This is a genomic window from Streptomyces sp. NPDC050422, from assembly GCF_044458665.1.
GTDB lineage: Bacteria > Actinomycetota > Actinomycetes > Streptomycetales > Streptomycetaceae > Streptomyces.
The window spans coordinates 206,053-231,790 of the sequence record NZ_JBITIE010000011.1 but is presented as its reverse complement, the minus strand read 5'-3'; the positions used below and the strand labels follow the sequence as shown (position 1 = coordinate 231,790).

The window sequence follows — 25,738 nt, the reverse complement described above, 5'->3', positions numbered from 1 at the left end:
TCAGACCTGCGGCGGCGTGGGGCGGGTGGCCGTCAGGGCGATCTCCTTCTTCAGCATCCGGCCGCCGTCGCCGGTCAGCCGCAGGTAGTAGTCGGCGGAACACCTGGTGCCGTCCTCGTCGAGGGCCCAGATGCCGGAGCCGGCGGGCACCTGGGCGGAACTCTCGGCGGTCTTGGCGATCTGGTTCCCCTCGTTGTACTCGTCGAACATCGAGATATAGATGCCTTGGGCGCCTACCCGCACCATGTTGTAGAACTGCCGCCACATGAAGTCGCCGTGCGCCCGGTGCCGTTCCTGGAGGTCACCGGGCATGACACAGGGCTGGTAGTCGATGCCATGGGCGTCGCAGTCCGCCTGGTCGGGCGTGTTGACGTTGGTGAAGAACTCGTCGGACTGCGCGGCGCTGCCGATGCGCCCCACCATCCAGGGGGAGATCATGTCGAACGAGTGGTACACGTCGGAGAACCCGGGCCTGGAGTCCCCTTCGCCCTTGCGCCAGTGGGTGGGGACGCCGCCGATGACGTAACAGCCTTGATTCTTGAACCAGTTGATGACATCCAGACAGGGGGCCGGCGCGAAAGGCCGCTTGTCGTCGTTGAAGCCGAAGCCCCAGATGCACACGACGGGCTTGCCGTTCTGGTGCGCGTACGCGCCGGAGGCCGTGTGCGTCTCCATCTTGGACGTCCAGTCGTCCTTGATCTGCGACTGCATGGACGCCCAGTCGGTGACGTCGTACATGATGTAGAACTTCCGGCCGGTGGCCTCCGCCGACTGACGCACCTTCTGCGCCATGGCATCGCGGGTGGGGCCCTCGGAGCCGAAGGGGTTGAAGCGCTGGAGGGCGGCCGTGTCGATGGCGTTGTCGCGCATCCAGGCGAAATGGGTGTCGACGCTCTGCTGGTCGTACGACGAGAACAGTGCCGCGGGCCGCCCGTCGTTGAGGTTCGGGAGGTCCGTCGGATAGGTGCGGGAGTAATCCCGCGCATCGGGCCACGACTTGATGCCCGTGTTCGTCGGAGAGGGCGCCTTCTTCGAGTCGGGGGACCAGTGCCACCAGGCGTTGATCGGTGCACCGTCGCCGATGCACGCGAACCAGCCCTGGTAGCCGACCGTGATCTTCCCGACGACGTCGCCGGGACCGCTCGCGGAGACCGGCGGGGCGGAGGGTGCCGCGCCGTAGGCGGCGCGGCCTCCGGCGATCACGCCGGCACCCGCGGTGGTGGCGAGGGCGGACCGTATGAGGGCACGTCTGGAGAGGGTCATGGGGGGACTCCTTCTGAGTGGGTCTGCCTCGGTGCGTGGGGGTGCGTGTGGGGGTGGGCGGCAGGAGCCCGCACCGCTCCAACGGGCCCGTGCCGCAACGTAGTCGTGCCTTCATCAACGCGCAAGAGGTGATATGTCAGGCTATTTACTTTCCGAAATAGGCCGATTGGGGCGGTCCGTTCCGCTGTGACGGAAGGCGGGGAGATTCCTGTCGGGCCAATTCGTATGGCCCCTTGACGAATTGGTCCGAAGCTTCGTAGGTTCGAGTGGCGCTTCGCCGCAGCGCCCCGTGCAGAGGAATTCACCTGCGACGGTCCCATGCCTGGCCGGCTCCCCGGCCCACGGCTCAGCGCGGCCTCCACCACCACCTTGGTCATCATCCGACAGCCGACCGCTGCGCCCTGCCGCGTGGCGTCGATAGGAGTGTGCAGAACCTTGACCACCGATACCCGAAGGGCGCTTGTCGTCCGTGGTGGCTGGGACGGGCATCAGCCCGTCACGATCACCGACATGTTCCTTCCGTTCCTCAAGGAACAAGGCTTTGCCGTCGAGACCGCCGAGGATCTCGCGGTCTACGAGGACGCCGAACTCCTCGCCGCCACCGACCTGGTGGTGCAGTGCTGGACCATGGGCACCATCACCCGCGAGCAGACCGCGGGACTGTCCGCGGCAGTCCGTGCCGGCACCGGACTCGCCGGATGGCACGGCGGCATCGTCGACTCCTTCCGCGGCGAGCTCGACTACCAGAGGCTGACCGGCGGCCAGTTCCTCATGCACCCGCCCGGCTATCACGACCACACGGTGCGGTTGCTCCCTGAGCACGCGAGCCACCCGGTCATCGCCGGCCTCCAGGACTTCACCGTCCACACCGAGCAGTACTGGATGTCCACCGACCCGCTCGTCGAGGTCCTGGCCACCACGACCTTCCCGGCCGACGAGATCCACGACCGCCCGGCCGTGATGCCCGCCGTATGGACCCGGACCTGGGGCCGGGGCCGCGTCTTCGTATCGACGATCGGCCACAAGCCGGACGACTTCGATGTGCCGGAAGTCCGGACACTCACCGAGAGGGGACTGCTGTGGGCGAGCCGTTGAGGATCGGCATGGTCGGCGCGGGAAAGATCAGCGGCGCCTACCTCTCTACGCTGGCGCGACTGCCCGGCCTACGGCTGACAGCCGTCACGGACCTCGACCGGGGCCGCGCCGAGACGGCCGCCGCCGAGGCCGGGGGAGAGGTGGCCGTGGTCCCGACCGTGGCCGACCTGGTGGCGCGGGACGATGTGGACGCGGTCCTCAACCTCACCGTGCCCGCCGTCCACGCGGAGGTCGCCCTGGCCGCGCTCCGGGCGGGGAAGCACGTATACGGCGAGAAGCCGCTCGCCGCCGACCGCAAGGAGGCCGAGAGCGTGCTGGCGGCGGCGCGCGCGGCCGGGCTGCGCGTGGGCTGCGCGCCCGACACCGTCCTCGGCACCGGAACCCAGACCGCGCGCAAGGCCGTCGACGACGGACTCATCGGCACCCCGGTCGCGGCCACCGCCTTCATGACGACCGCGGGCCACGAGGCCTGGCATCCGGACCCGGAGTTCTACTATCGGCCGGGCGGCGGGCCCCTGCTCGACATGGGCCCCTACTACCTGTCCGCGCTGGTGCATCTGCTGGGCCCGGTCGTCCGGGTGACCGGTGCCTCCTCACGGCCCCGGGCCGAACGGGAGATCGGCAGCGGCCCGCGTGCCGGGCAGCGCTTCCGGGTCGAGGTGGACACTCACATCACCGGCGTCCTCGAACACGCCGGCGGCGCCCTGTCCACGCTCGTGATGAGCTTCGACATCCGTGCCGCACGGCTGCCGCGCATCGAGGTGCACGGCACCGCGGCCTCGCTGTCGGTGCCTGACCCGAACGGCTTCGACGGCCCCGTCGAGATCCACCGCAACGGCGCGTGGGAGACGCTGCCCGTCTCGGCGGGCTACCCGGACGGGGGACGCGGAACGGGTCTCGCCGACCTCGCCGACGCGCTGGTGGCCGGACGGCCGCACCGGGCCTCCGCCGAGCTCTCCGCCCACGTCCTGGACGTCATGCTGACGCTCATGGACGCGGCGGACCAGGGGGCCGCACGTGCCGTGACGAGCACCTGCGAGCGCCCCGCCCCCGTGGAGCCCGCCGGCAACTGACCCGGCCGGCGGCCCGCCGCCCGCCCACCGCAGCCCCACAGGGCATTAACCGCTCGCGCGATTCGGAGTATCCGACGCGGGAGAGACTCTCTCTCGTCTCCATCAGGCCACCACCACCCGGCCGTCAGACTCACCACGCATGTCTGCAGCTACAGGAGACTGTCCTCATGCACGATGACCGCAATCTGGTCGAAGCACGTCTGGAGCGCGTCCTCAGGGAGCGCATCCGCCCCGCAATCCACCCCCGGACCACGCCATTGGACGTGGAGATCTGGTCCACCACAGGTGAGCCGGTTCCCGTCCAGGAGGGGCTCGCGGCCCCCACCCGTCCCATCGCCCCGGGCACGCCGTGGGGCGCGCCCTGGGGAACGAGCTGGTTCAAGGTCAGCGGCAAGGTCCCCGTGGAGTGGGCAGGCCTCACCGTCGAGGCCGTGCTCGACCTCGGATTCTCCCCACGCACCCCGGGCTTCCAGTGCGAGGGGCTCGTCTACCGGCCCGACGGCACGCCGGTCAAGGGGCTCCACCCCCGAAACTCCTATGTCCGTGTCGGCTCCCCGGCCGTCGGTGGGGAGCAGATCCGCTGGCACGTCGAGGCGGCCTCCAACCCCGATCTCGAAGTGGGCGGGGTGCCGTTCCAGCCGACGCTCATGGGTGACCGGCTCACCGCCGGCGACGCCCCGCAGTACGTGCTCGGCCGGATGGAACTGGCCGTACGCGACGAGACCGTGTGGAACCTCGTCATGGACCTGGAGGTGCTGGGCGAGCTCATGGTCGAGCTTCCCGTGGACGGCGCACGCCGCTGGGAGATCCTGCGGGCCGTCAGCAACGCCCTGGACGCCGTGGACCTCCAGGACGTCAACGGCACCGCCGCCGCCGCCCGGCAGGAACTGGCCGGGGTGCTCGCAGCCCCCGCCCCGGCGACGGCCCACCGCATCAGCGCCGTCGGCCACGCCCACATCGACTCGGCCTGGCTCTGGCCCTTGCGCGAGACCGTACGGAAGGTGGCCCGTACCACCTCCAACATGACGGCCCTGCTGGAGGAGGAGCCCGACTTCGTGTTCACGATGTCCCAGGCCCAGCAGTTCGCCTGGATCAAGGAACACCGCCCCGAGGTGTACGCCCGGGTGAAGAAGGCGGTCGCGGAAGGCAGGTTCGTGCCCGCCGGAGGTATGTGGGTGGAGTCCGACACCAACATGCCGGGCTCCGAGGCCATGTCCCGGCAGTTCGTGCACGGCAAGCGCTTCTTCCTCGACGAGTTCGGCGTGGAGAACGACGAGGCGTGGCTGCCCGACACGTTCGGTTTCGCCGCGGGTCTGCCGCAGATCATCAAGGCGGCGGGCTCCAAGTGGCTGCTCACCCAGAAGATCTCGTGGAACCGGACCAACAAGTTCCCGCACCACACCTTCGACTGGGAGGGCATCGACGGCACCCGGATCTTCACCCACTTCCCACCCGTCGACAGCTACAACTGCGAGATGTCGGGACGTCAGATCGCGCACGCAGCAAGGAACTTCAAGGAGAAGGGTGCCGCCACCCGCTCCCTCGCGCCGACGGGCTTCGGCGACGGAGGCGGCGGTACGACGCGGGAGATGGTCGCCAAGGCGGCCAGGATGCGCAGCCTCGACGGATCGGCCATGGTCGAGTGGGAGGAGCCGGCTGCCTTCTTCGCGAAGGCCGAGGCCGAATACCCGAACCCGCCCGTCTGGGTGGGCGAGCTCTACCTCGAACTGCACCGCGCCACGTTCACCAGCCAGGCACAGACGAAGCAGGGCAACCGGCGCAGCGAGCACCTGCTGGTGGAGGCCGAACTGTGGGCGGCCACGGCGACCGTACGGACCGGGGCCCCCTACCCGTACGAGCAACTGGACCGGATCTGGAAGACGGTGCTGCTGCACCAGTTCCACGACATCCTGCCCGGCTCGTCGACCTCGTGGGTCCACCGGGAGGCACGGGCGACGTACGCACGTGTGGCCGAGGAGCTCGACGCGATCATCGCCGCCGCGCAGGGCGCGCTCGCCGGTGATGCCCCGGGCACCACCGAGCTGGTGTTCAACGCTGCCCCGCACACCCGCGGGGGAGTCCCGTCCGGCGGTGCGTCCGGCGTGTCCGGCCCGGGCGGGCCGGTCGCCCCCACCGCACGCGACGGCGGCGGCTACGTCCTCGACAACGGCCTCCTGCGGGTCGAGATCGACGCGCGGGGACTGGTGGTGTCCGCCTATGACGTCGCGGCGGGCCGGGAAACGGTCGCACCGGGGCAGGCGGCCAACCTGCTCCAGCTCCACCCGGACTTCCCGAACCAGTGGGACGCGTGGGACGTCGACGCCTTCTACCGGAACGTCGGCAGCGACCTCACCGACGTTGCCGAACTGACCGTCGACGCGGACGCGGTGCGAGTGGTCCGTGTCTTCGGCGACTCCCGGGTCACCCAGCACCTGTCGCTTCCGGCGGGCGTCAAGCGGCTCGACATCGACACCGAGGTGGACTGGCACGAGACGGAGAAGTTCCTGAAGCTGGCCTTCCCGCTGGACGTGAAGGCCGACCGGTACGCCTCCGAGACCCAGTTCGGCCACGCCTACCGGCCCACCCACCAGAACACCAGCTGGGAGTGGGCCAAGTTCGAGGCCTGCAACCACCGCTTCGTCCACTTCGACGAGCCGGGCTGGGGCGTGGCCCTCGTCAACGACGCCACCTACGGCCACGACGTCAGCCGTTCGGTGCGCACTGCCGACGCGGGCACCACGACGACCGTGCGGGCGTCGCTGCTGCGCGCCCCGCGCTATCCCGACCCTGAGACCGACCAGGGCGTCCACCGCTTCCGGCACGCGCTCGTGCCGGGCGCCACGATCGGTGACGCCGTGCGCGAGGGCTTCCGGGTGAACGTGCCCGAGCGGCGGGTTTCCGGATCCACCGTGGTGGTCCCGCTGGTGACCGTGGACAACGACGCCGTGGTGGTCAGCGCGGTGAAGCTGGCCGACGACCGCAGCGGCGACCTCGTCGTCCGGGTCTACGAGGCGAACGGCGGGCGTGCCCGGGCCACCGTCACGGCCGACGGATTCTCCGCCGGGCGGGCCGCTGCAACGGATCTGCTGGAGCGCCCCCTCGCCGACGCCGGGCAGCCCCGGTTGGCGGGGGACGGCGTCGAGCTGTCCCTCCGGCCTTTCCAGATGGTGACGTTGCGCCTGCCGCGCGTCTGAGCCTCATGGCCGGCCACCGCTCGCGCCGCTCCTGCCCCCGGCACACGGGGACAGGAGCGGCGCCATGGGGCGGGGCCGGCTGCCCTCCGCCCGCAGTGCCTACCGAAAGAGGACCGCACACGTGACTGACCGACCCGACCGACCCACGGCGGTGCTGGCGATGGGGCCGGAGGTGGCAGAGCTGGTGTTCCCCACCGCGGTGCGCGACCGCCTGAGCGAGCATGTCCGGCTGATCCCCGGGCGGGTGAACGCGCAGCCCGACGATGCCTCCCTCGCCCTTCTCGCCGACGCGGAGATCCTGGTGAGCGGCTGGGGCTGCCCCCGGCTGGCCGCCGACGTGCTGGCGCGTGCACCACGGCTGCGCGCCGTCATGCACGCGGCCGGCACCGTCAAGTCCCTGGTCAGCGACGCCATGTGGGAGCGCGGGATCGTCGTGTCGTCGGCGGCCGACGCCAACGCCGGCCCTGTCGTCGCCCACACCCTGGCGCTCATCACCCTCGCCGCCCGGCGCACCCTCACCGCCGCCGCAGGTTACCCGAAGGGCTGGCCCGCCTTCAGCAGCCGGACCGGTGCCGACGGAAGCACCGTGGGCATCGTCGGCGCCTCGCGCATCGGCCGCGGGGTCCTGGCCGGTCTGCGCGGCTCGGACGCGGGATACGAACTGCTCCTGAGCGACCCGTACGTGACTGACGAAGATGCCCGTGCGCTGGGAGCGACCCGCGTCGGACTGGCGGAGCTGTGCAACCGGTCGGCCGTGGTGAGCGTGCACGCGCCCCTGCTGCCGGAGACGGAGCGCCTGCTCGACGGCAGGATGCTGGCGCTCATCCCTGACGGCGGGGCGGTCATCAACACGGCGCGCGGCCCCATCGTGGACACCGACGCACTGACCGCCGAGTGCGCTTCCGGGCGGCTGGAGGCGTACCTCGACGTGACGGATCCCGAACCCCTGCCGCCCGAGCACCCGTTGCTCGCCCTGCCCAACGTCCTGGTGACCCCTCACGTCGCCGGCGCGCAGGGCAGCGAGCTGCGCCGGCTCGGGGCGTACGCGGTGGACGAGGTCGCCCGCTGGGTGGCGGGCGAGCCCCTGCGCGGCGAGGTCGGCCGCCGGTCACTGGACCGCCTGGCCTGAGGAGCCGGGGCGTCTGCCGAACCGCTGCACGGGGCGTGCGGGCCCTCCGCTTGCCGTTGCCCCGGAGCCGCCCTGGCCTCACCGCCCGACGCCCTCCACGTTGTTCATCCCCTATCAAGAGGTGACACATGTATCGCAGGACCCGACGGATCCCCGTCTGCCTTCTCGGCGCGGCCGTACTCGGCGCCGGCGCCCTGACTGTTCTGCCCGGGGCCGAGAGTCATGCCGACACCGTCGGCGCGAACCACGGGGTGACCATCCCGGCCGGCGCCCGGACACCCTTCACGACCGTCGAAACCGAGTCCGGCCGGCCGGCGGGCGGTGCCGACATCCACTCCATCGAGCCGGGGGACCCAGCACCCACGAAGGCCACGCTGGAGACCGAGGCCTCCGGCTACGCCTATACGCGACTGGATGTGACCGGCGCATCGGTGTCGATGCCGAACAGGACCGGCAAGCAGGCGAACAGCCTCGTCGTGCGTGCCGCGATTCCGGACGCACCGGAGGGCGGCGGAATCACGGCCTCGCTCAACCTCTACGTCGACGGCAAGTACCGTCAGGCGATCAGATTGAGCTCCGAGCAGGCGTGGAACTACCGAGGCGCGGGCACCAACCCGGACGACCCGAACGCCGGCGGGGTGGCCTACCGCTTCTACAACGAGTTCCCCGTCAGGGTGAAGGGCGCCCCCATCCCGGCAGGCAGCACCCTCACGCTCCGGAAGGACTCCGGCAACAAGGCATCCTTCTACGCCGTCGACTCCGTCGACCTGGAGAACGTCGGGCCCGCGCGGACCCGGCCGGACGGTTCGCTCTCCGTCGTCGACTACGGCGCAGACCCGACGTTCGAAAAGGACTCGACGACGGCCGTCCAGCAGGCAGTGGACGCCGCCCGGGAACAGGGCAAGTCGGTCTGGATCCCGGAGGGCAAGTACCTCACCAACAGCTTCGAGGGGGCCGCGCCGCTGAACTTCACCGGCGTGACCGTGCGCGGCGCAGGCATGTGGTACTCGACGATCTACCGTCGGCCCCCGCTGCCCGCCAAGCAGCGCACGCAGATCCTGGTCGGCTCCGACACCGAGCTGAGCGACATCCAGATCGACTCCAACGCCGTCTGGCGGGATGTCCGCGGCCCCGGCGGCGCGGACTACGGCATCAACGCCAGCGGCGCCAAGGGCTGGCTGGTGGAGCGGATCTGGACCCGGCACACCGACGCGAACTGGCTGTCCGGCACCGGCGGCACCATGCGCGACAGCCGGACCGGGGACTCGTACGGCGACGGCTTCAACATCAACAACAGCAACAAGCCCGGCCCGGACACCAAGGGCGACAACATCACGGTCCAGAACAACTTCGCCAGAGGCACAGGCGACGACTCCTTCGCCGTGTACTCCGACTCCGGCACCAATGGGGACAACGGACAGCTGAGCGGTGCTCGGGTGCTGAACAACACGGCGATCGCCCCCTGGTGGGCCAACGGCCTGCGCATCGCAGGCGGCGAGGACATCCAGTTCAGGAACAACCTCGTGAAGAGCGTGTCCTCGAACAGTGCCCTGGACATCAGTGTGTTCGGCGACTCGGGGCACCCACTCGAGTCCGCCACGGTCAGCGGCAACGTCCTGATCGGTGGCGGCGGCTGGAACGGCGTCCGGCATGGGGTACGGATCGGCTCCCCCGCCCCCACGTCACGATTCCCTGACGCGTACACGAACGTCACCATGACCGACAACGTCATGCGCGGCGCCCTGCGTGCCGGCTTGTACATCGACAGGAAGAACATCAGGGCGACGCTCACGGACAACACCATCGATGGCCCCGCCAACCAGGGCATCTGGATCGCACCCGGTGTCACCGGCGTCGGTGCGTTCCGGAACAACACGGTGAAGAACCTGCTCCCGGGTCAGGTCGCAACCCGGAACGATTCAAAGGACACATTCACGGTCACCGAGTGACACCTCCGGCCTGAGGGGTCATGACACCAGGCATGCGGCCGCCGAACGGTCCCGGTCACCAGGCCTGCGGCCGCCGAACGGTCCCGGTCACCAGGCCTGCGGCCGCCGAACGGTCCCGGTGGGGATGACAACCGAGGGCCGCGGGCCCATCGAGCGATCCGCCGGCACTGCCCTCAGCCCACCCCTCACGCCCCGGGTGGGCTGAGCGCCCCTGCCCGTGGCGTCCGCACGGGCGGGGGAGTGAAGGTCGAGTGGAATACGCCGGCCGCCGCTCCGACCGCCGCCGCCCCGTCGTGGAGCGTCGAGTGCGTCACGCGCACCCGCCGGACGCGGCGCGCCGTCGGGAAGTCGTTCACGGCTCGGGAGATCTCCGAGAGGTAGAGCGGTGCCACCTCCGGCGGCACAGCCGGGCCACCGACGACCAGCAGGTCCGTGTCGTACAGGTCCGTCACTCCGGCCGCACCCCGGGCCACCACCCGCGCCACCTCGCGGACGGCCCGCACGGCTCGTGGATCGCCGGCTGCGGCCGCCCTGCACACCGCCGCGTGCGCGCCGTCCCGCGGCAGCGTCATGCCCGCCGCGGCGGCCCTTGCGACCACCGTGGACAGCGGGGCGCACTCGGTGACCAACTGCGGGCTGCCGTCGGGTTCCAGCCGCCCCGTCGCATAGGCCGTCAGCTGGCCGATCTCGCCCGCGTTGCCGGAGGACCCGCGGAACACGTCCCCGTTCAGGAAGGCTCCGCTGCCCGCGCCCGTGCCCAGGTACAGATAGACGAAGTCGCCCGAGCTCTCCGCCGCGCCGAGCCACCGCTCACCCACGGTCGCCGCTGTCGCGTCGTTCTCCAGCAGCACCGGCAACCCCAGGGCCCGGCCCAGCCACGCTCGCAGTGGCACGTCACCCCAGCCGGCGAAGAGCGGCGGATCCAGCAGCATCCCCGCGTGGAAGTCCAGCGGCCCCGGAACGGCCACCCCCACGCCGAGCAAATTGTCGGCCAGCGCTCCCACGGCCCCCCGCGCTGCCCGGACCATCTCCGTCAGGCGCGCCACACACCACTCGGGGTCACTCGGCCGTGGCAGCGCCAGCCGGCGGCGGTCCCGTACGTTGCCGCGCAGGTCCACCAGGACCTGAGTGATCACCTCCGGGTCGACATGGAGCCCGATCGCGCATGCCGCGTCCGGACGCAGCTCCAGCGGCACTCGCGGCTTGCCCGTGCCCCGGACCGGCGTGCGGCGCCGGCTCTCGGACAGGAATCCCGTGGTCAACAGATTCCGGGTGATCCCGGACACCGCCTGCGGGGTGAGCCCAGTGCGTTCGGCGATCTCCACCCGGCTGAGTGCGCCCGCCACCCGGATCGACTCGATCACCAGCTTCTCGTTGTACGAACCCAACGTGAGCTGGTTGAACGACCGGTGAGCTGTTCCGGCCGACGAGGTGTCGGCGGCTCCGCTCTCGGCGCGGAACCACCGGAACGGCTGGCCGTCCCGCGCCCCCGCCTGTACGCGGGTGGCCGCCGCGAGTGAGTCCAGCGCCCCCCGTGCCCGGTGCGGCTGGTGCCGCAGCTCCAGCTGTGCCACCACGCAGACCGTCGCCACCCAGCTCATCGTGGGCGACGCGACGTGCCGTTCCGCGCCGGGCGGCAGCGGTATCGATTCCGCACCGTCGCCCCAGAGCACCACGTGGGTCTCCCGGCCGGGGAACCGCTCGGCCAGCCGGGCCAGTTCCGCCGGGACCCATGCGGCGGCCTGCCCGTTCTCTGCGCGCAACTGCGCCTGGCTCAGACCCGCGGTCATCGTGGCGTAGCGCTGCCGTCGTTCCTCGGTATCGGCCGGGACCGTGCTCAGCCGCTCCGGCCGGTCCGACTCGGCGACGACCAGCCCTGCTCCGCCTGTACCCGCCCACACCCCCAGCAACTCGGGCCGGTGGCACGCCAGGGGGGTCTCCGTGGCGAGCAGCACCGGCCCTCCTGGGGTGCCCGGCTGCGCACCCCACCGCTGCCACACCTTGCCGAGCGCCGAGTGCGCGACGCCGAGGTGTTCCGCAAGCGCGCGGGCCGACCAGCGGGCAAGCGGCGGGGGCGGACCCGCCAGCGTCATCGCCACCGCGTCCGCCTCGTCGATCCGGGGAGGCCTGCCGCTGCGCCGGCGGTGATCGAGCCCGGCAAGGCCCGCCTCCATGTACCGCCGGCGCCACGCCATCACCGTGGGGCGGGAGACCCCGAGCCCGCGCGCGCTCTGCGCCACGGAGACGCCCGCCGCCGCGTCCCGCACGATGGCGGCCCGGATGCCCCGGTCCGCCCTGTCGCCCGCCCAGTTCGCGAGCTCGGCGAGGTCGCGGTCGGACGGAGAGATGTCGCCGGATCCTTGCATGACGGCCTTCCGTATCCAGATCTGTAAAAGTACTTAGCGAACACTCACACGGTTGCGTTGCTCCGGTTCTTCGGAGATGTGTTCATTCCTTCCTGTCCTGCCGTCACCAGCAAGAACGCGCTTTCTGTCGTGTTTTTGCAGTACGGAAGGGTGCTTGCGCAACAGATGATCACAGGTTTTACCTGTTGGAAGCATTGACGTAAGGCAACGCGTTGAATTTACATGACCCCGCTGGTCCTGGTGGTGGCCGGAGACGCCCGCATCCCTATGAAAGGGCTTTCGTGGCATGACAACGCTTGATGAACCGGCCGTCCGGCCGAAGGAGGCGGAGGCGCCCCGCGGCTCCCGCAGCCGCAAGGCGCGCCGCTCGCGGCCCCGCCGCAACATGGCACTGTTCTGGTTCCTGATCCCGGGACTCGTGGTGCTGCTCGTGTTCCACTACATCCCTCTGCTCGGCAACGTCATCGCGTTCCAGGACTATCAGCCGTACATCGGCATCATGCACAGCCGCTGGACCGGGTTCGACAACTTCGACGTCATCTTCAACGGCGACGAGCAGTTCGTCCACGCGCTGGTCAACACGCTCGAACTGACCCTGATCCAGGTCATCTTCGTCTTCCCCGCGCCGATTCTGCTGGCCCTCGCGATGAACAGCCTGGTCAGTGAGCGGATCAAGAAATGGGTGCAGAACGTCCTGTACCTGCCGCACTTCCTGTCGTGGGTGGTCGTCGTCTCGCTGTTCCAGCAGATGCTGGGCAACGACGGGATGCTCAACCTCTTCCTCAACTCCCACGACGCGGGCTCCTGGAACATCATCGGCAATCCCGACCTGTTCAAGACCCTGCTCACCTCCCAGGTGATCTGGAAGGACACCGGGTGGGGCACGATCCTCTTCCTGGCCGCGCTCTCCCGCGTCGACCACAACCTCTACGAGGCCGCCGCGATGGACGGCGCGAGCCGGCTGCGACAGACCTGGCACGTCACCCTGCCGGCCTTGCGCGGACTGGTGATCCTCCTTCTGATCCTGCGCCTCGGGGATGCCCTGAGCGTCGGTTTCGAACAGATCATCCTGCAACAGGGCGGCGTGGGGCTGGAGAACAGCCAGGTACTCGATACGTACGTGTACAACAACGGGCTCATCGGCGGGCAGTGGGGCGTCAGCGCCGCGGTCGGCCTGGTCAAGGGCGTCGTCGGCGTCGTGCTCGTCCTGGGTGCCAACAAGATCGCCCATCTCTTCGGCGAAGAAGGTGTCTACCGCTCATGACCACACTGTCGCCCAGCCGCCCGGTGAGCCGCCGGCCGCAGCGCTCGTACAGCGCCATCCCGGGTGAGACACCCGGTTCGCCGCCGTGGCGTGCCCTCAAGTCGCTGATCCTGCTTGCCTGTGTGGTCCTGGTACTGCTGCCGTTCGTGGCGATCATCTCCACCTCACTCGCGGACGCCAACCAGATCAACAAGGCCGGCGGCTACGTCCTGTGGCCGGACAGCCCCAGCTTCACCTCGTACAGCGCACTGCTCTCCGGCGGGCTCGTCTCCAAGGCCATGATGGTCAGCGTCGGGGTCACCGTCGTCGGCACCACCCTGAGCCTCGGCTGCTCCATCATGCTGGCCTACGGCCTGAGCCGGCCCGGCTCCTTCGGCCACAAACCCGTGCTCATGCTGCTGCTGATGACCATGCTCTTCGCCCCAGGTGTCATCCCCAGCTACCTGATGGTCAAAGAGCTGCATCTGATCAACAGCTACTGGTCGTTGATCCTGCCCTCACTGATCAACGCCTTCAACGTCATCGTGCTGCGCTCCTTCTTCATGAACCTGCCGGGAGAACTCATCGACGCGGCCCGCGTCGACGGGGCGTCCGAATGGACGATCCTGCGCAGGATCGTGCTGCCGCTGTCCAAGGCGTCCGTCGCTGTCATCGGCCTGTTCTACGCGGTGACGTACTGGAACGCGTTCTTCAACGCCCTCCTGTACATCAACGACGCGTCCAAGTGGCCCATGCAACTGGTGCTGCGGACGTACGTCGTCAACAACGCCGCGCTCAGCGGAGGCCAGGTCAACGCCGCAGCCGGCGCGCCGATTCCGCCGACCCAGTCGCTGCAGGCGGCCATCCTCGTCCTGTCGATCGTGCCCATCGTGATCGTCTACCCCTTCCTCCAGCGGCACATGAACAAGGGCGTCATGGTCGGGGCGGTCAAGGGATGAACGCCCGTACCCGCGCGCACCGCGCCCCGGAGCGCCACGCACCACGCACCGCACGTACCGAGAGGAGACTGCCGTGAACTCGGCACTCAGCCGCCGGGGCTTCCTCGCCGGAGCCGCCGGCATCACCGCCGGGATGACCCTGGCGGGCTGCGGGGACGGCGGTCCGTCCGTTCCGCTGTCGGCCAACGCCGATGTGAGGCTGCCCACGTACATCCCGTACGAGGGCGTGCCCACCTCGATGCCCGGTACCCCCGAGGGCATCACACCCGCCTACCTGCACTACCCCGCCGACCCGGTCAAGGCGTTCCCGGACGGGCCGCCCGCCAAGGGTCCCGGCATCGACATCATGACGCTGATCTTCAATCCGGTCCCGCCGCCGGTGAACCGCAACGTCATGTGGCAGGCGCTCAACAAGTCCGTCGGCACCGATCTCGACTTCATGATCACCCCGGTCGGGGACTACCCGAACAAGTTCGCCGTGACCATCGCCGGCGGCGACCTCCCGGACGCCATGCTGATGCTGCTCACCAGCGCCATCGCCACCCCGGAGATGCTCGGAAGTCTCTTCCAGGACCTCTCCGAGCACCTGTCCGGCGACAGCATCCGCGACTACCCCTACCTCGCCAACATCCCCACGGCCTCCTGGGCGCCCTGTGTGTTCAACGGCGGCATCTACGCCCTGCCCATGCCGCGCCAGCTCTCGGGCAACCCCAACTACACGCGGCTGGACCTGTTCAAGAAGGCGGGTGTCGACCCGAATCCGAAGAGCTGGCACGAGTTCGCCCAGATGTGCAAGGACATCACGGACCCGAAGGCCAACCGCTACGCGATGGGCGACTCCGTCACGGCATTCAACTTCGTGATGCAGATGCTGAACGGCCCCAACAAGTGGCGCGAGGAGAAGGGCAAGTTCACCTGGTCCTACGAGACCGAAGAGGCCAAGGAGACGCTGAACGCGGTCCGCTCGCTCACCAAGGCCGGCACCTTCCACCCCGACACCTACACCGTCACCGGGAAGGTCAAGGAGTGGTTCGGCAGTGGACGGATCGCCATGACCTGGGACGCCCCCTCGGCGGCCAACGACTTCTACACCAACTACGCACCGGCCACCGAGGGCTTCGAACTCGGCTACATGAAGGCACCCGGCTGGGACGGCGGCGACGCCGCCCAGTGGCAGGGTGGCGCCAACTACGCCGTCCTCATCATCAAGAAGGCTCCCAAGGAGCGCATCAAGCAGATCCTGCGCGCCATGAACGCCCTCGCGGCGCCGTTCGGGACCGACGGCTACCTGCTGCGCAAGTACGGCGTCCACGGCACGGACCACACGCTCAAGGGAACCGACCCGGTGCTCACCACGCAGGGGCAGGCCGAGGTCACCCTCCCGACGATTTTCGCCACCGACGCGCCGGCCGTCCAGTACTACCCGGCCAAGCCCGAGAGCGTGCCCGCCCAGTACGTTTTCCAGAAGAAGGTCGTGCCACATCTGGTGCCCGACCCCTCGGAGGCGTTGCGCTCGCCGACCAACTCCCGCAAGGGCGGACTGTTCCAGTCCACCCTCGATGACACCCGCATGGGCATCATGCAGGGCCGCCTTCCGCTCAAGGAATGGGACGAGCTCATAGGCCGGTGGCGCAGGGAGATGGGCGACACGATCCGCGCCGAGTACGAGCAGGCATGGGAGGCCGCACACTGATGTCCCGTACCCCCAGCGAGGACCGCGCCCACTGGGAGCGGACCGCGGACCGGATGCTGCTCGCCGTGCGGCCTTACGCCACCGGCCGGCACGCACTGATCAACCTGCCCGGCGTCCCGAGCCACAGCGGTCCGTGGAGCGACGGACTCGAAGGGTTCGCCCGCACCTTCCTGATGGCCGCCTTCCGGCTCGCCGGAGCGGACGGCAAGGACCCGCACGACCTCGCCGGGTGGTACGCCTCCGGCCTGGCCGCGGGCACCGACCCGGCGAACCCCGAACGCTGGCCCACCTTCGCCGAGTGCAACCAGGCCAAGGTCGAGGCCGCCTCTGTCGCGCTCGCGCTGCACGAGACCCGGCCGTGGATCTGGGACCGTCTCGACGACCAGGTCAGACAGCAGGTCCTGGACTGGCTCGCCCCGATGGTCGGTGACCCCATGCCGGGCAACAACTGGATCTGGTTCCAGGGCGTCACCGAGGCGTTCGCCCGTACGGTGAACGGCAGTTGGCGGCAGCAGGACCTCGACCGCACGATCGCGCTGACGGACGGATGGTACGCGGGCGAGGGCTGGTACTCCGACGGACTCACCGGTGGCGAGCACCGCAACTTCGACCACTACAACGGGTGGGCGATGCACCTCTACCCGCTGTGGTTCTGCCGCATCCTCGGCGACGCGGCGCCGCCCGGACTCCTCGACCGCTACCGCGCACGCCTGCACCGCTTCCTGGAGGACCAGCGGCTCCTGATCGGAGCCAACGGCTCACCGCTGATCCAGGGCCGCTCGCTCACCTACCGGCACGCCGCGCTCGCACCCCTGTGGACCGGGGCCCTGTTCGACGCGACACCCCTCGCGCCGGGGGAGACCCGGGCGATCGCGAGCCGGATGCTGGACCATTTCACCGACCACGGCGCCACCGACGAACACGGCCTGCTCACACTCGGCTGGCACCGGCCCCACCGCGGCGTCCTCCAGGTCTACTCGGGACCGGCCTCCCCGTACTGGGCGAGCAAGGGATTCATCGGTCTCGCGCTGCCGCCCGACCATCCCGTGTGGACACAGCAGGCCACGGAACTCGCCGTCGAACAGAGCGACTTCACCCGCACCCTGAAGGCTCCCGGCTGGCTCGTCTCCGGCACCGCGTCCGACGGTGTCGTCCGTGTCGTCAACCACGGCGGAGACCACGCCGACCCGGCCAGACCGCACACGGACGACCCCTGCTACGCACGGTTCGCCTACTCGACGCACACCGCGCCCGAGACGCCCGGCGACCCCACCGCGGGACCCGGCGGCTGCCCGGAAACCGGCCCGCTCGACAACGCCGTCGTCCTGATCGACGCGGCCGGCCGGGCCTCCCACCGGCGCCCGGTGACCCGAATCTCCGCCGACGGCGCCACAGCCGTCTCACGCAGTCGCGCCCACTGGCCGGCCGACGCCCGGTGGGACCCCTTCGGCGGACCGGACACCCCGTACACGCTCGGCCCCTGGATCACCGTCGGCTCCGCGCTGCGCGGATCGGTCGAGGTACGGGCCGTACGCGTCGATCCGGCATCCGACGACGGGGCGGAGCCCGGCACCACGCTCCGCATGGGCGGCTGGGCCCTGGCGGTCGACCCGGCACAGGAACCGGCCACAGGTTCCGACCCTGTCACGGCCCGGATCGGCGGGGCCGGCGGGCTGGTCTCCCTCGTCATCGGCGTACAGGGCCTGGCCGGCGCCGACGTCGTGCGCTCCGAGGACAGCAACGCCCTGGGCGCCGCCTCCGCCACTCCCGTCCTGCACACCACGGGCCCGGTCACCCACGGCACCGCGTACATCGCCCTCGTCCACCTCGGCGGGACCGACCCCGCCGCCCTCCCGCACATCACGACCGGCAACGACGGCGCAACGCTCGTCGCCGAGGCCGTCTGGCCCGACGGGACACGGGACACCATCCGTCTCCCCGCCCCGGACGGCGCGCATCCCCTCTGGAAGGACCATCACCGTGCATGACGAACGCCGGATCATCGAGCAGCGCATCCGCAAGGTGCTCGATCGCGTCGTCCGCCCCGCCCTCTACAGCTCCGCCCTGCCGCTCACCCTGGCCGCCTGGTACGTCGAGGGCGAGCCCGTGCCAGTCGCCCAGGCCCTGGACGCCGCCTACGAACCTTTCGCGATCGGCGCCTCCTGGGGAGGCCCCTGGTCGACGACCTGGATGCGGGCGACCGCGGAGATCCCCGCCGCATGGGCGGGGCGCCGCGTCGAGGCCGTGTTCGACCTCGGCTTCGACCCCAACCGGGGGCCGGGCGGCCAGGCCGAGGGTCTGGTTCACGACGCCCACGGCTCGCCCATGCAGGGGCTGCACCCCTACAACCGCAGCGTGCTGCTGACCGATTCCGCCACCGGGGGTTCGGCCATCGACCTGCTGATCGAGCTGGCCGCCAACCCGCCGATCATCGGGAGCGCCGGCCACCACACCCACCACGGATCGCTGGAGACCGCCGGCGACGCCCACATCTACCGCCTGGAGCAGGCCGAGATCGCCGTCCGTGAGGACGACGTCTGGCACCTCATCCACGACATGGAGGTGCTGGACGAGCTGATGCACGAGCTCCCCGAGGGGTCCTCGCGCCGCCACGAGATCCTGCAGGCGCTGCGGCGCGCCGTGGCCGTCGTCGACCCCGACGACGTGGCGCACTCCGCGGCCGGGGCCCGCAGCCTGCTCGCCGACGTGCTGTCCCGCCCCGCACACGCCTCCGCGCACACCCTGAACGCCGTCGGCCACGCGCACATCGACTCTGCCTGGCTCTGGCCGGTCCGCGAGACCGTACGCAAGTGCGCCCGCACCTTCACCAACATGACCACGATGGCCCAGGAGTACCCCGAACTGGTCTTCGCCTGCTCCTCCGCGCAGCAGTACGCGTGGATGAAGGAGCAGCGGCCGGAGATCTTCGCCCGGATGCAGAAGGCGGCGGCCGACGGCAACTGGGTCCCGGTCGGCGGCATGTGGGTGGAGGCGGACGGTAATCTGCCCGGCGGTGAGGCCCTGGCCCGCCAGCTCGTCATGGGGCGGCGCTTCTTCGCCGAGGAGTTCGGGATCGAGCAGGACGGCGTCTGGCTGCCCGACTCCTTCGGCTACACCGCCGCCTATCCGCAGCTCGCCAAGCTGGCGGGCGCCAAGTGGTTCCTCACCCAGAAGCTCTCCTGGAACGAGACCAACAAACTGCCGCACCACACCTTCGCGTGGGAGGGCATCGACGGGACCCGGATCTTCACCCACTTCCCGCCCGTCGACACCTACAACGCCTCCCTCACCGCGAGCGAGAACGTCCACGCCGAGGCCAACTTCGCGGACAAGGGCGTGGCGACGCGTTCGCTCGTCCCCTTCGGCTACGGCGACGGCGGCGGGGGTCCCACGCGCACCATGCTGGAGAAGGCGCGCCGTCTCCGCGACCTCGAAGGATCACCGAAGGTCGAGATCGTCCCACCCTCCGAGTTCTTCGCCGAGGCCCGGGCGGAACACGACCGGCTGCCCGTGTGGCGCGGCGAGCTGTATCTGGAGAACCACCGGGGCACCTACACCAGTCAGGCCCGCACCAAACGCGGCAACCGGCGCAGCGAGGCCCTGCTGCGGGAGGCCGAGCTCTGGGCCGCCACGGCGTCGGTCCTGGCCGGTGCCCCGTACCCGTACGAGCAGTTGGAGACGGTCTGGCGGCGGGTACTGCTCAACCAGTTCCACGACATTCTGCCCGGGTCCTCCATCGCGTGGGTGCACCAGCAGGCCGAGCGGGAGTACGGGGAGATCCGCGCCGAGCTGGAGGCGGTGATCGAATCCGCCGCCCGCAGCCTGCCGGGGGATCCCGCGCTGCTCAACGCCGGGCCCTACGCGCGCCGTGAGGTCGCCGTCGTCGCCGGCGGCACCGGACTGCCGCACGCGCAGCAGCTCTCGGACGGCAGGGCGGCGATCCTCGCCGACGTGCCCGCCCTCGCCACCGGAGGCACCCTCGCCGGCCCCCGGGCGGTCGTCACCGCACGAGCCGCGGACGGCGGATTCGTCCTGGACAACGGCCTGCTGACGGTCGTCGTGGACAACAGGGGCCTGGTCACCTCGGTGTACGACCGCACCGCCCGGCGCGAGGCGATCGCGCCCGGCGCCGCGGGCAACCTGCTCCAGATCCACCCGGACGACCCGAACCTGTGGTCGGCGTGGAACATCGACCGGTACTACCGCGACACCGTGCACGACCTCGACGTCGCCGACTCTGTGACGCTCACGGACGAGGGTCCGCTGCTGGCCTCCGTGCGGGTCGAGCGCACCCACCGGGACACCACGATCGTTCAGCATCTCGAACTGACGGCTGAGAGCCGGCAGCTGACCGTCCACACGGACATCGACTGGCAGGAGCGCGACGTGGTACTCAAGGCGGCCTGGCCGCTCGACGTGCACGCCGAACGGGAGAGCTCCGAGATCCAGTTCGGCCATGTGCAGCGGCCCACGCACGAGAACACCAGCTGGGACGCCGCACGCTTCGAGCTGTGGGCGCACCGCTGGGTTCACGTCGGCGAACGCCACTGGGGCGCCGCTCTGATCAACGACTCCACGTACGGACACGACGTCGGCCGCGACACCCGCGAGGAGGACGGCGGTACCACCACCACGGTCCGCCTCTCCCTGCTGCGGGCCCCGCACAGTCCGGACCCGCAGGCGGACCGGGGGCGACACTCGTTCAGCTACGCACTGCTCGCCGGCGCCGGGATCGAGGAGGCCATCGCGGGCGGGTACGCGCTCAACCTGCCGTTGCGTTCCGCGTCGGCCGAGGCCGGGGCACTGGTCGCCCTCGACACGACGGACGTGGTCGTGGAGTCGGTCAAGCTCGCGGACGACCGCAGCGGCGATGTGGTGGTGCGCCTGTACGAGGCGTGCGGGGGAGCGGTCACGGCGCGGCTGACGGCCGGATTCCCCGTCGCCGGCATCTACGACTGCGACCTGCTCGAGGAACCGCAGCAGGCGCTGATGTCGTCACAGGCGGAGCCGTCCGTGGCGGAGCTGCGGATGCGCCCCTTCCAGATCCGCACCCTGCGGCTGCGTCCGGCAGGTGCGTAGGTTCACGCAACTCCTATTCTGAGGCGGGGCGTTGGATGGCGACTGTGCTGTTGTGGCACATTGTCCCTCCGACGCCCCGCCCTGCCGGGGGGCGTGGGCTAGGGTGCTCAAGCGATGTGATCAGACTGCTGAAAATGAAGAGGGTCCAGCGTGCCTGAAGAGACTTCCGGCGGCGCCGGCCGCCGGGCCGCCCCAGGCGCCGGCGACAGCCCGGACCGCACCGGGGCGCGCGACCCCCGGAACGGGGCCCGGGTCCGCCACCGTGCGGGACAGGCCTCCGTGACGGTGAAGGACATCGCCGCGCTGGCGGGCGTGACGCCAGGCACCGTCTCCCGCGTGGTGAACGGCCGTCCCGGGGTGGGCCCCCGGATGCGGGCCCGGATCGAGGCGCTGATCGCCGAGCACGGCTACCGCACCGACTCCAGCGCCCGCCAGCTGTCCACGGGCCGCAGCAGCACCCTCGCGGTCGTCTTTCCGCTCCAGGCGTCGGAGATGGCGCTGCATCACACCTATCCCGAGCTGCTGGGGGCGATCGGCGACGCGGCCGATGCCGCGGGCCACGACCTGCTGCTGATCTCCATCACCTCGCCCGACAAGCTCGACCGTGCCGTGGACACGCTCGTCAGACGGCGTGTCGACGGCGTCGTCCTGCCGGCGGCCGGCCCCCGCGACGGGGTGCGCGCCGCGCTCGTCCGCGCGGGAATTCCCTGCGTGACGATCGGCCACCGGGCCACGGCCGCGGGCAGCTGGTGGGTGGACACCGACCACGACCTGGCCGCGGCAGAACTGACCCGGAGGCTCATCGCCACCGGGCGCAGACGGCTGCACCTGCTCAACGGCCCCCCACAGGTGGCAGCCTGCACCCTGCGAGCCAAGGGGTTCAGGACGGCGGCCGCCGAGGCGGGCGGCGTGGACTTCAGCGAATCGCACGCCGACTTCGACGAGCACGCGGCGAGGGATGCCGCCCGGGCCCTGCTGTCCGCCCCGACTCCTCCCACGGCCGTGGTGGCCGGCTCGGACCTCATCGCCGCCGAGGTCATCGAGGCGGCCCGTAGCGAAGGTCTGCGCATCCCGGAGGATCTGGCCGTCACCGGTTTCGACGACCAGCCCCTTGCCCGCTACGTCGTTCCCGGCCTCACCACCGTGAGGATGCCGCTGCACGACCTCGGTACGGAGGCCACCCGGATCCTGATGAGTTCCGTGCATGACGGAGGCCGACAGCGGCGGCATCTCGTCCTTCCCTCGGAGATCGTCGTGCGCGGTTCGACACCGCCGGGATTCTGAGCGGCGCCGGCTTCCACACCGCGCGGCCTCCGGCCGGCCCGGCCTACTCCTTGGTCGCGCCTGCCAGCATCCCGGACACCAGCGTGCGCTGCGAGAAGAGGAACAGCACCAGCACGGGCAGGATCGCCACGAGAATCGCCAGGGCCAGCTCCGGAATGGTGATGTTGAGCCCTGCGCCGGCCACCGGATTGAACGAAGGGGTCGAGGTCAGCAGCTGGTTCAGGCCCACCTGGATGGGGAACTGCTCGCTGCTCGGCAGCACGAGGTACGGCAGGAAGAAGTTGTTCCAGTTCCCCACGAAGCTGAAGAAGGCGACCAGGCCCACCACCGGCTTGGCCAGCGGAAGAGCAATGCGGGTGAAGAGCTGCCACTCCGTACAGCCGTCTATCCGTGCAGCCGACAGCAGGTCCCTGGGCAGGCTGCTCCCGAAGTAGATGTACACCAGGTAGACCCCGAACGGATAGAACGAGAAGGGCAGGATCACCGACCAGACGGTGCCGATCAGATGGAAGCGGTTGAGCTCCAGGAAGATCGGCAGCACCAGGGTGGCCTGCGGCATGATCATCGTGACCAGGGTGATGGTCAGAAGAGTCTTGCGCCCCTTGAACTCCGTCAGAGCGAGCGCGTACCCGGCCGGCACGCTGACCGCCAGGGTCAGGATGAGTGAACCACCGGAGTAGATCGCCGAGTTGCCCAGCCACGTGGCCATGGCGCCGTCCTGGAAGCTGAACAGATGCTGCCAGGCCGTGCCGATCTGCTGGAACGAGCCGAAGGAGAACGGGTTGTCGTGCACGACCTCCCCGGCGGTCTTCGACGGCGCGAGGAGCAGCCAGATCACCGGCAGGACGAAGAACACCAGAAGCAGCGCCAGCAGGAGGCCAACGATCAGGAAGGAGACGGCTCGGGAGGACCGGAGGCGTCGGGCCGCCGCTTGTGGCGGGAGCGTGAGTTGCGTCATTTCTCATCCAACTTGAACAGGTTCGACCGGGCGACCAGCAGACCGGCGGCCACGAGCCCCAGGACCAGCAGGAAGACCGAGATGGCGGCGGCACCGTTGAAGTCGCCCTGCTGGAAGGCGTAGACGTACGCCAGCTGGTTGGGCGACCAGGTGGGGCTCACCCGGCCCAGGCTCGCGGTCTGCAGCAGCTGGGGTTCGACGAACAGCTGGGTGCCGGTGGCGAAGGCCATGATGGCCATGTAGACGATCCACTGCCGGATCATCGGGATCTGGATGTGCCAGGCGGTACGCCAGGGCCCCGCCCCGTCCATCCGGGCGGCTTCCAGCACCTCGTCCGGGATGTTGTTCAGCGCCCCGTACATGACGACCATCCAGCCGCCCGCACCCGTCCAGAACGCGATCAGTACGAGGATGACCGGCAGGTTGCCGGGGGCCAGCACGGCCGCGAAGCTGTGCATGCCCATGCTCTCCAGCAGCCAGGACACCGGGCTGACGTCCGGGTCCAGCATGAACAGCCAGACCAGGACGCTGGCGACCCCGGCGAGTGCGCCGGGAATGTAGTAGAGGAAGCGGAACAGCGCCGACGTGCCCGGCCGCACCCGGGTGCGGAGCACCAGCGCGACGAGTACGACGAGTACGACGAGCAGGATCAGCCACATCACCAGGTAGAGCAGCATGTGGGCGAAGGCCGGCACGAACCGGAAGTCCTGGGCGACCTTCACGAACTGGTTGAAGCCGGTGAACTGGCCCCGGTCGTTGGTGAGCGCCAGATAGAACGAGTACAAGGTGGGGAAGATGCCGAACGCGGTCAGCAACAGCGCGTATCCGGCGACGAAGTAGTAACCGACCTTGCTGCGGCCCCGCCGCCGCGGCGCGGTGCCGCGGCGGCGGGAGGAGACAGCGAGGGGCTCGGTCTCCAGCACGGTCATTCGTTGACCACCTGGTATCCGTCGGCCTTCGCCTGGTTGCTGATCTCGCGCTGCCATGCGGGCAGCGTGGACTCCAGGCTCTTGCCGGCGGTCAGCGCCGGCAGGACCACGCTCGACCAGGCCGTGGCGTCGGAGAACTTGGTGTTCGACCAGCCGGTCCACACCTGGTCCGCGGCCTGCTGGAACGGCTTGCTCACGTCGTTGGCGAAGTAGTCGCTGTTGGCCGGGTTGGCCAACCAGGCCTGTGCCGCCTTGGTGTACGCGGGGTACGTGGGCGCCGACGCCTGGTTCTCGTCGGAGGTGGCCAGCCAGGTCACCAGATCCGTGGACGCCTTGAGGTTGGCGCTGTGCGAGGAGACCATCCACACACCGCCGCCGACGTTTCCGGTGGCGGGCGTCGACTCGCCCTCCCAGCCCAGCGGGGCACCCACCGCGATCTCCTTGGCCGGTGTGTTGAACGCGGTCTTGAAGACGTACTGCCCGTACCAGGACGGTCCGTACGCCATCAGGACCTTGTCACCGCTGTCCTTCGCGAAGCCCTGGCTGAAGAAGCCCTTCGTGGTGACGGCCTTGGCCGAGACCAGGTTGTCCAGCATCTTCGCCATCCGGACGCACTTCTCGTCCTTCAGGTCGCTGCGCAGGGTGTCCGGCTCGACCAGGCTGAACGCCGGGCACTGGCCGGACCAGAAGTACGACTCGTGGGAGTTGGTGTCACCGATGGAGCCGACGAGGTAGCCGGGGTGCTCCTTGGCGACCCGCTTGCCCAGCGCCTCGTACTGCTCCCATGTGGTGGGGGCCTTGTAGCCCCACTTGTCCATGAGGGGCTTGTTGTACCAGAGGACGACCTGGGCGATGTCGTTGCGCAGGCAGTACGTGTGATCGTTGAACTGGCACGGCGTGAGGGAACCCTTGGCGAAGCCGTCCAGGGTGCCCTTGGGTACGAGCTTGTCGTCCAGCGGAGCGGCGAATGCCTTGGCGCCGGGCTTCGTCGGCTCCGACGCCCAGGTCACGTCGGTGGGCGAGCCGAACACCACGTCCGGCCACCCGCTGCCGGTGCGGTCGAAGAGCTGCACCTTCGACTGGAGGTACGAGGAGCCGTCGGCGCCTCCGTCGTACGTGACGACCTTCATCTTCACGTCCGGGTGCGCCTTCTGGTACGCCTTGACGGACGGCAGCCGGGTCGAGTCGGCCCACACCGTGATCTGCGAACCGTCCTTCTGCGTGACCGGCTTGAACGCCGATTGCGAGGAGGAGGTGTCGGTGGAGGAGTCGGCGCTGGCGCAGCCGGCCAGCACGGCCGTCGTGGCCAGGGAGAGCGCGGCCGCCGCGGTGCGCAGCACGGTGCGGCGTCGGCCGTCTCTCGGAGATCCGGAAGACCTCATCGTCTTGCCTTTCTTCTTCTGCGAAACAGGTACGGCCCAGGGGGCGGGGCGGGGGGGGGGGGGGGGGGGGGGGGGCCCCCCCCCCCGGGGGGGGGGGGGGGGGGGGGGGGGGGGGGGGGGGGGGGGGGGGGGGGGGGGGCGT

Annotated in this window: 16 protein-coding genes; 11 read left to right on the top strand and 5 right to left on the bottom strand. The window is 70.0% G+C overall.

The window, feature by feature from the left end; genetic code table 11:
- Positions 1-1,263 (bottom strand): glycoside hydrolase family 71/99-like protein, encoded by a 1,263-nt coding sequence (locus ACIBJG_RS19435; protein WP_399308743.1) that lies wholly within the window; start codon positions 1,261-1,263, stop codon positions 1-3.
- Between the two features lie 417 nt (positions 1,264-1,680).
- On the opposite strand from ACIBJG_RS19435, the gene ACIBJG_RS19430 reads away from it, so the two are divergent.
- From ACIBJG_RS19430 to ACIBJG_RS19410, 5 genes are all read left to right on the top strand, one after another.
- Positions 1,681-2,358, top strand: coding sequence for a ThuA domain-containing protein (locus ACIBJG_RS19430; RefSeq protein ID WP_399308881.1), 678 nt, complete (start codon positions 1,681-1,683; stop codon positions 2,356-2,358).
- Positions 2,343-3,431 (top strand): Gfo/Idh/MocA family protein, encoded by a 1,089-nt coding sequence (locus tag ACIBJG_RS19425; RefSeq protein WP_399308742.1) that lies wholly within the window; start codon positions 2,343-2,345, stop codon positions 3,429-3,431. The genes ACIBJG_RS19430 and ACIBJG_RS19425 overlap by 16 nt, the downstream gene beginning before the upstream one ends.
- Positions 3,432-3,598: 167 nt before the next feature.
- Complete coding sequence (locus ACIBJG_RS19420; RefSeq protein ID WP_399308741.1) at positions 3,599-6,625, top strand: alpha-mannosidase; 3,027 nt, start codon at positions 3,599-3,601, stop codon at positions 6,623-6,625.
- A 160-nt stretch (positions 6,626-6,785) separates the two neighbouring features.
- Positions 6,786-7,754 (top strand): hydroxyacid dehydrogenase, encoded by a 969-nt coding sequence (locus tag ACIBJG_RS19415; RefSeq protein WP_399308879.1) that lies wholly within the window; start codon positions 6,786-6,788, stop codon positions 7,752-7,754.
- Between the two features lie 128 nt (positions 7,755-7,882).
- Entirely contained in the window at positions 7,883-9,703 is a 1,821-nt protein-coding gene (locus ACIBJG_RS19410; RefSeq protein ID WP_399308740.1) for a glycosyl hydrolase family 28-related protein, read from the top strand.
- 185 nt (positions 9,704-9,888) lie between these two features.
- On the opposite strand, the gene ACIBJG_RS19405 is transcribed toward ACIBJG_RS19410, so the two are convergent.
- Positions 9,889-12,069 (bottom strand): ROK family protein, encoded by a 2,181-nt coding sequence (locus ACIBJG_RS19405; RefSeq protein WP_399308739.1) that lies wholly within the window; start codon positions 12,067-12,069, stop codon positions 9,889-9,891.
- A gap of 286 nt (positions 12,070-12,355) precedes the next feature.
- Here ACIBJG_RS19405 and ACIBJG_RS19400 point away from each other — a divergent pair, with 286 nt between their 5' ends.
- The 6 genes from ACIBJG_RS19400 to ACIBJG_RS19375 all read left to right on the top strand — a co-directional run bounded on the left by ACIBJG_RS19400 (position 12,356) and on the right by ACIBJG_RS19375 (position 22,327).
- The gene (locus tag ACIBJG_RS19400) at positions 12,356-13,333 is read left to right on the top strand and encodes an ABC transporter permease (RefSeq protein ID WP_399308738.1); all 978 of its coding nucleotides are present in this window, start codon (positions 12,356-12,358) and stop codon (positions 13,331-13,333) included.
- Positions 13,330-14,271 carry a carbohydrate ABC transporter permease gene (locus ACIBJG_RS19395; protein ID WP_399308737.1) on the top strand — a complete coding sequence of 314 codons (942 nt, stop codon included), beginning with the start codon at positions 13,330-13,332 and terminating at the stop codon, positions 14,269-14,271. Before ACIBJG_RS19400 ends, ACIBJG_RS19395 begins: the two co-directional genes overlap by 4 nt.
- A 73-nt stretch (positions 14,272-14,344) precedes the next feature.
- The gene (locus tag ACIBJG_RS19390) at positions 14,345-15,964 is read left to right on the top strand and encodes a substrate-binding domain-containing protein (RefSeq protein WP_399308736.1); all 1,620 of its coding nucleotides are present in this window, start codon (positions 14,345-14,347) and stop codon (positions 15,962-15,964) included.
- Positions 15,964-17,952, top strand: coding sequence for a DUF2264 domain-containing protein (locus ACIBJG_RS19385; RefSeq protein ID WP_399308735.1), 1,989 nt, complete (start codon positions 15,964-15,966; stop codon positions 17,950-17,952). The genes ACIBJG_RS19390 and ACIBJG_RS19385 overlap by 1 nt, the downstream gene beginning before the upstream one ends.
- Positions 17,945-21,043, top strand: coding sequence for an alpha-mannosidase (locus tag ACIBJG_RS19380; RefSeq protein ID WP_399308734.1), 3,099 nt, complete (start codon positions 17,945-17,947; stop codon positions 21,041-21,043). Before ACIBJG_RS19385 ends, ACIBJG_RS19380 begins: the two co-directional genes overlap by 8 nt.
- A gap of 150 nt (positions 21,044-21,193) precedes the next feature.
- A complete protein-coding gene (locus ACIBJG_RS19375) occupies positions 21,194-22,327 on the top strand; it encodes a LacI family DNA-binding transcriptional regulator (RefSeq protein WP_399308733.1) in 1,134 nt (377 codons plus the stop codon).
- Between the two features lie 43 nt (positions 22,328-22,370).
- On the opposite strand, the gene ACIBJG_RS19370 is transcribed toward ACIBJG_RS19375, so the two are convergent.
- The 3 genes from ACIBJG_RS19370 to ACIBJG_RS19360 are packed head-to-tail and all read right to left on the bottom strand — an operon-like array spanning position 22,371 to position 25,596.
- The gene (locus ACIBJG_RS19370; protein WP_399308732.1) at positions 22,371-23,285 is read right to left on the bottom strand and encodes a carbohydrate ABC transporter permease; all 915 of its coding nucleotides are present in this window, start codon (positions 23,283-23,285) and stop codon (positions 22,371-22,373) included.
- On the bottom strand, positions 23,282-24,214 hold the full coding sequence (locus ACIBJG_RS19365) for a carbohydrate ABC transporter permease (RefSeq protein ID WP_399308731.1): 933 nt from the start codon (positions 24,212-24,214) through the stop codon (positions 23,282-23,284). Before ACIBJG_RS19365 ends, ACIBJG_RS19370 begins: the two co-directional genes overlap by 4 nt.
- The gene (locus ACIBJG_RS19360) at positions 24,211-25,596 is read right to left on the bottom strand and encodes an ABC transporter substrate-binding protein (RefSeq protein WP_399308730.1); all 1,386 of its coding nucleotides are present in this window, start codon (positions 25,594-25,596) and stop codon (positions 24,211-24,213) included. Before ACIBJG_RS19360 ends, ACIBJG_RS19365 begins: the two co-directional genes overlap by 4 nt.
- Between the last annotated feature and the right edge of the window lie 142 nt (positions 25,597-25,738).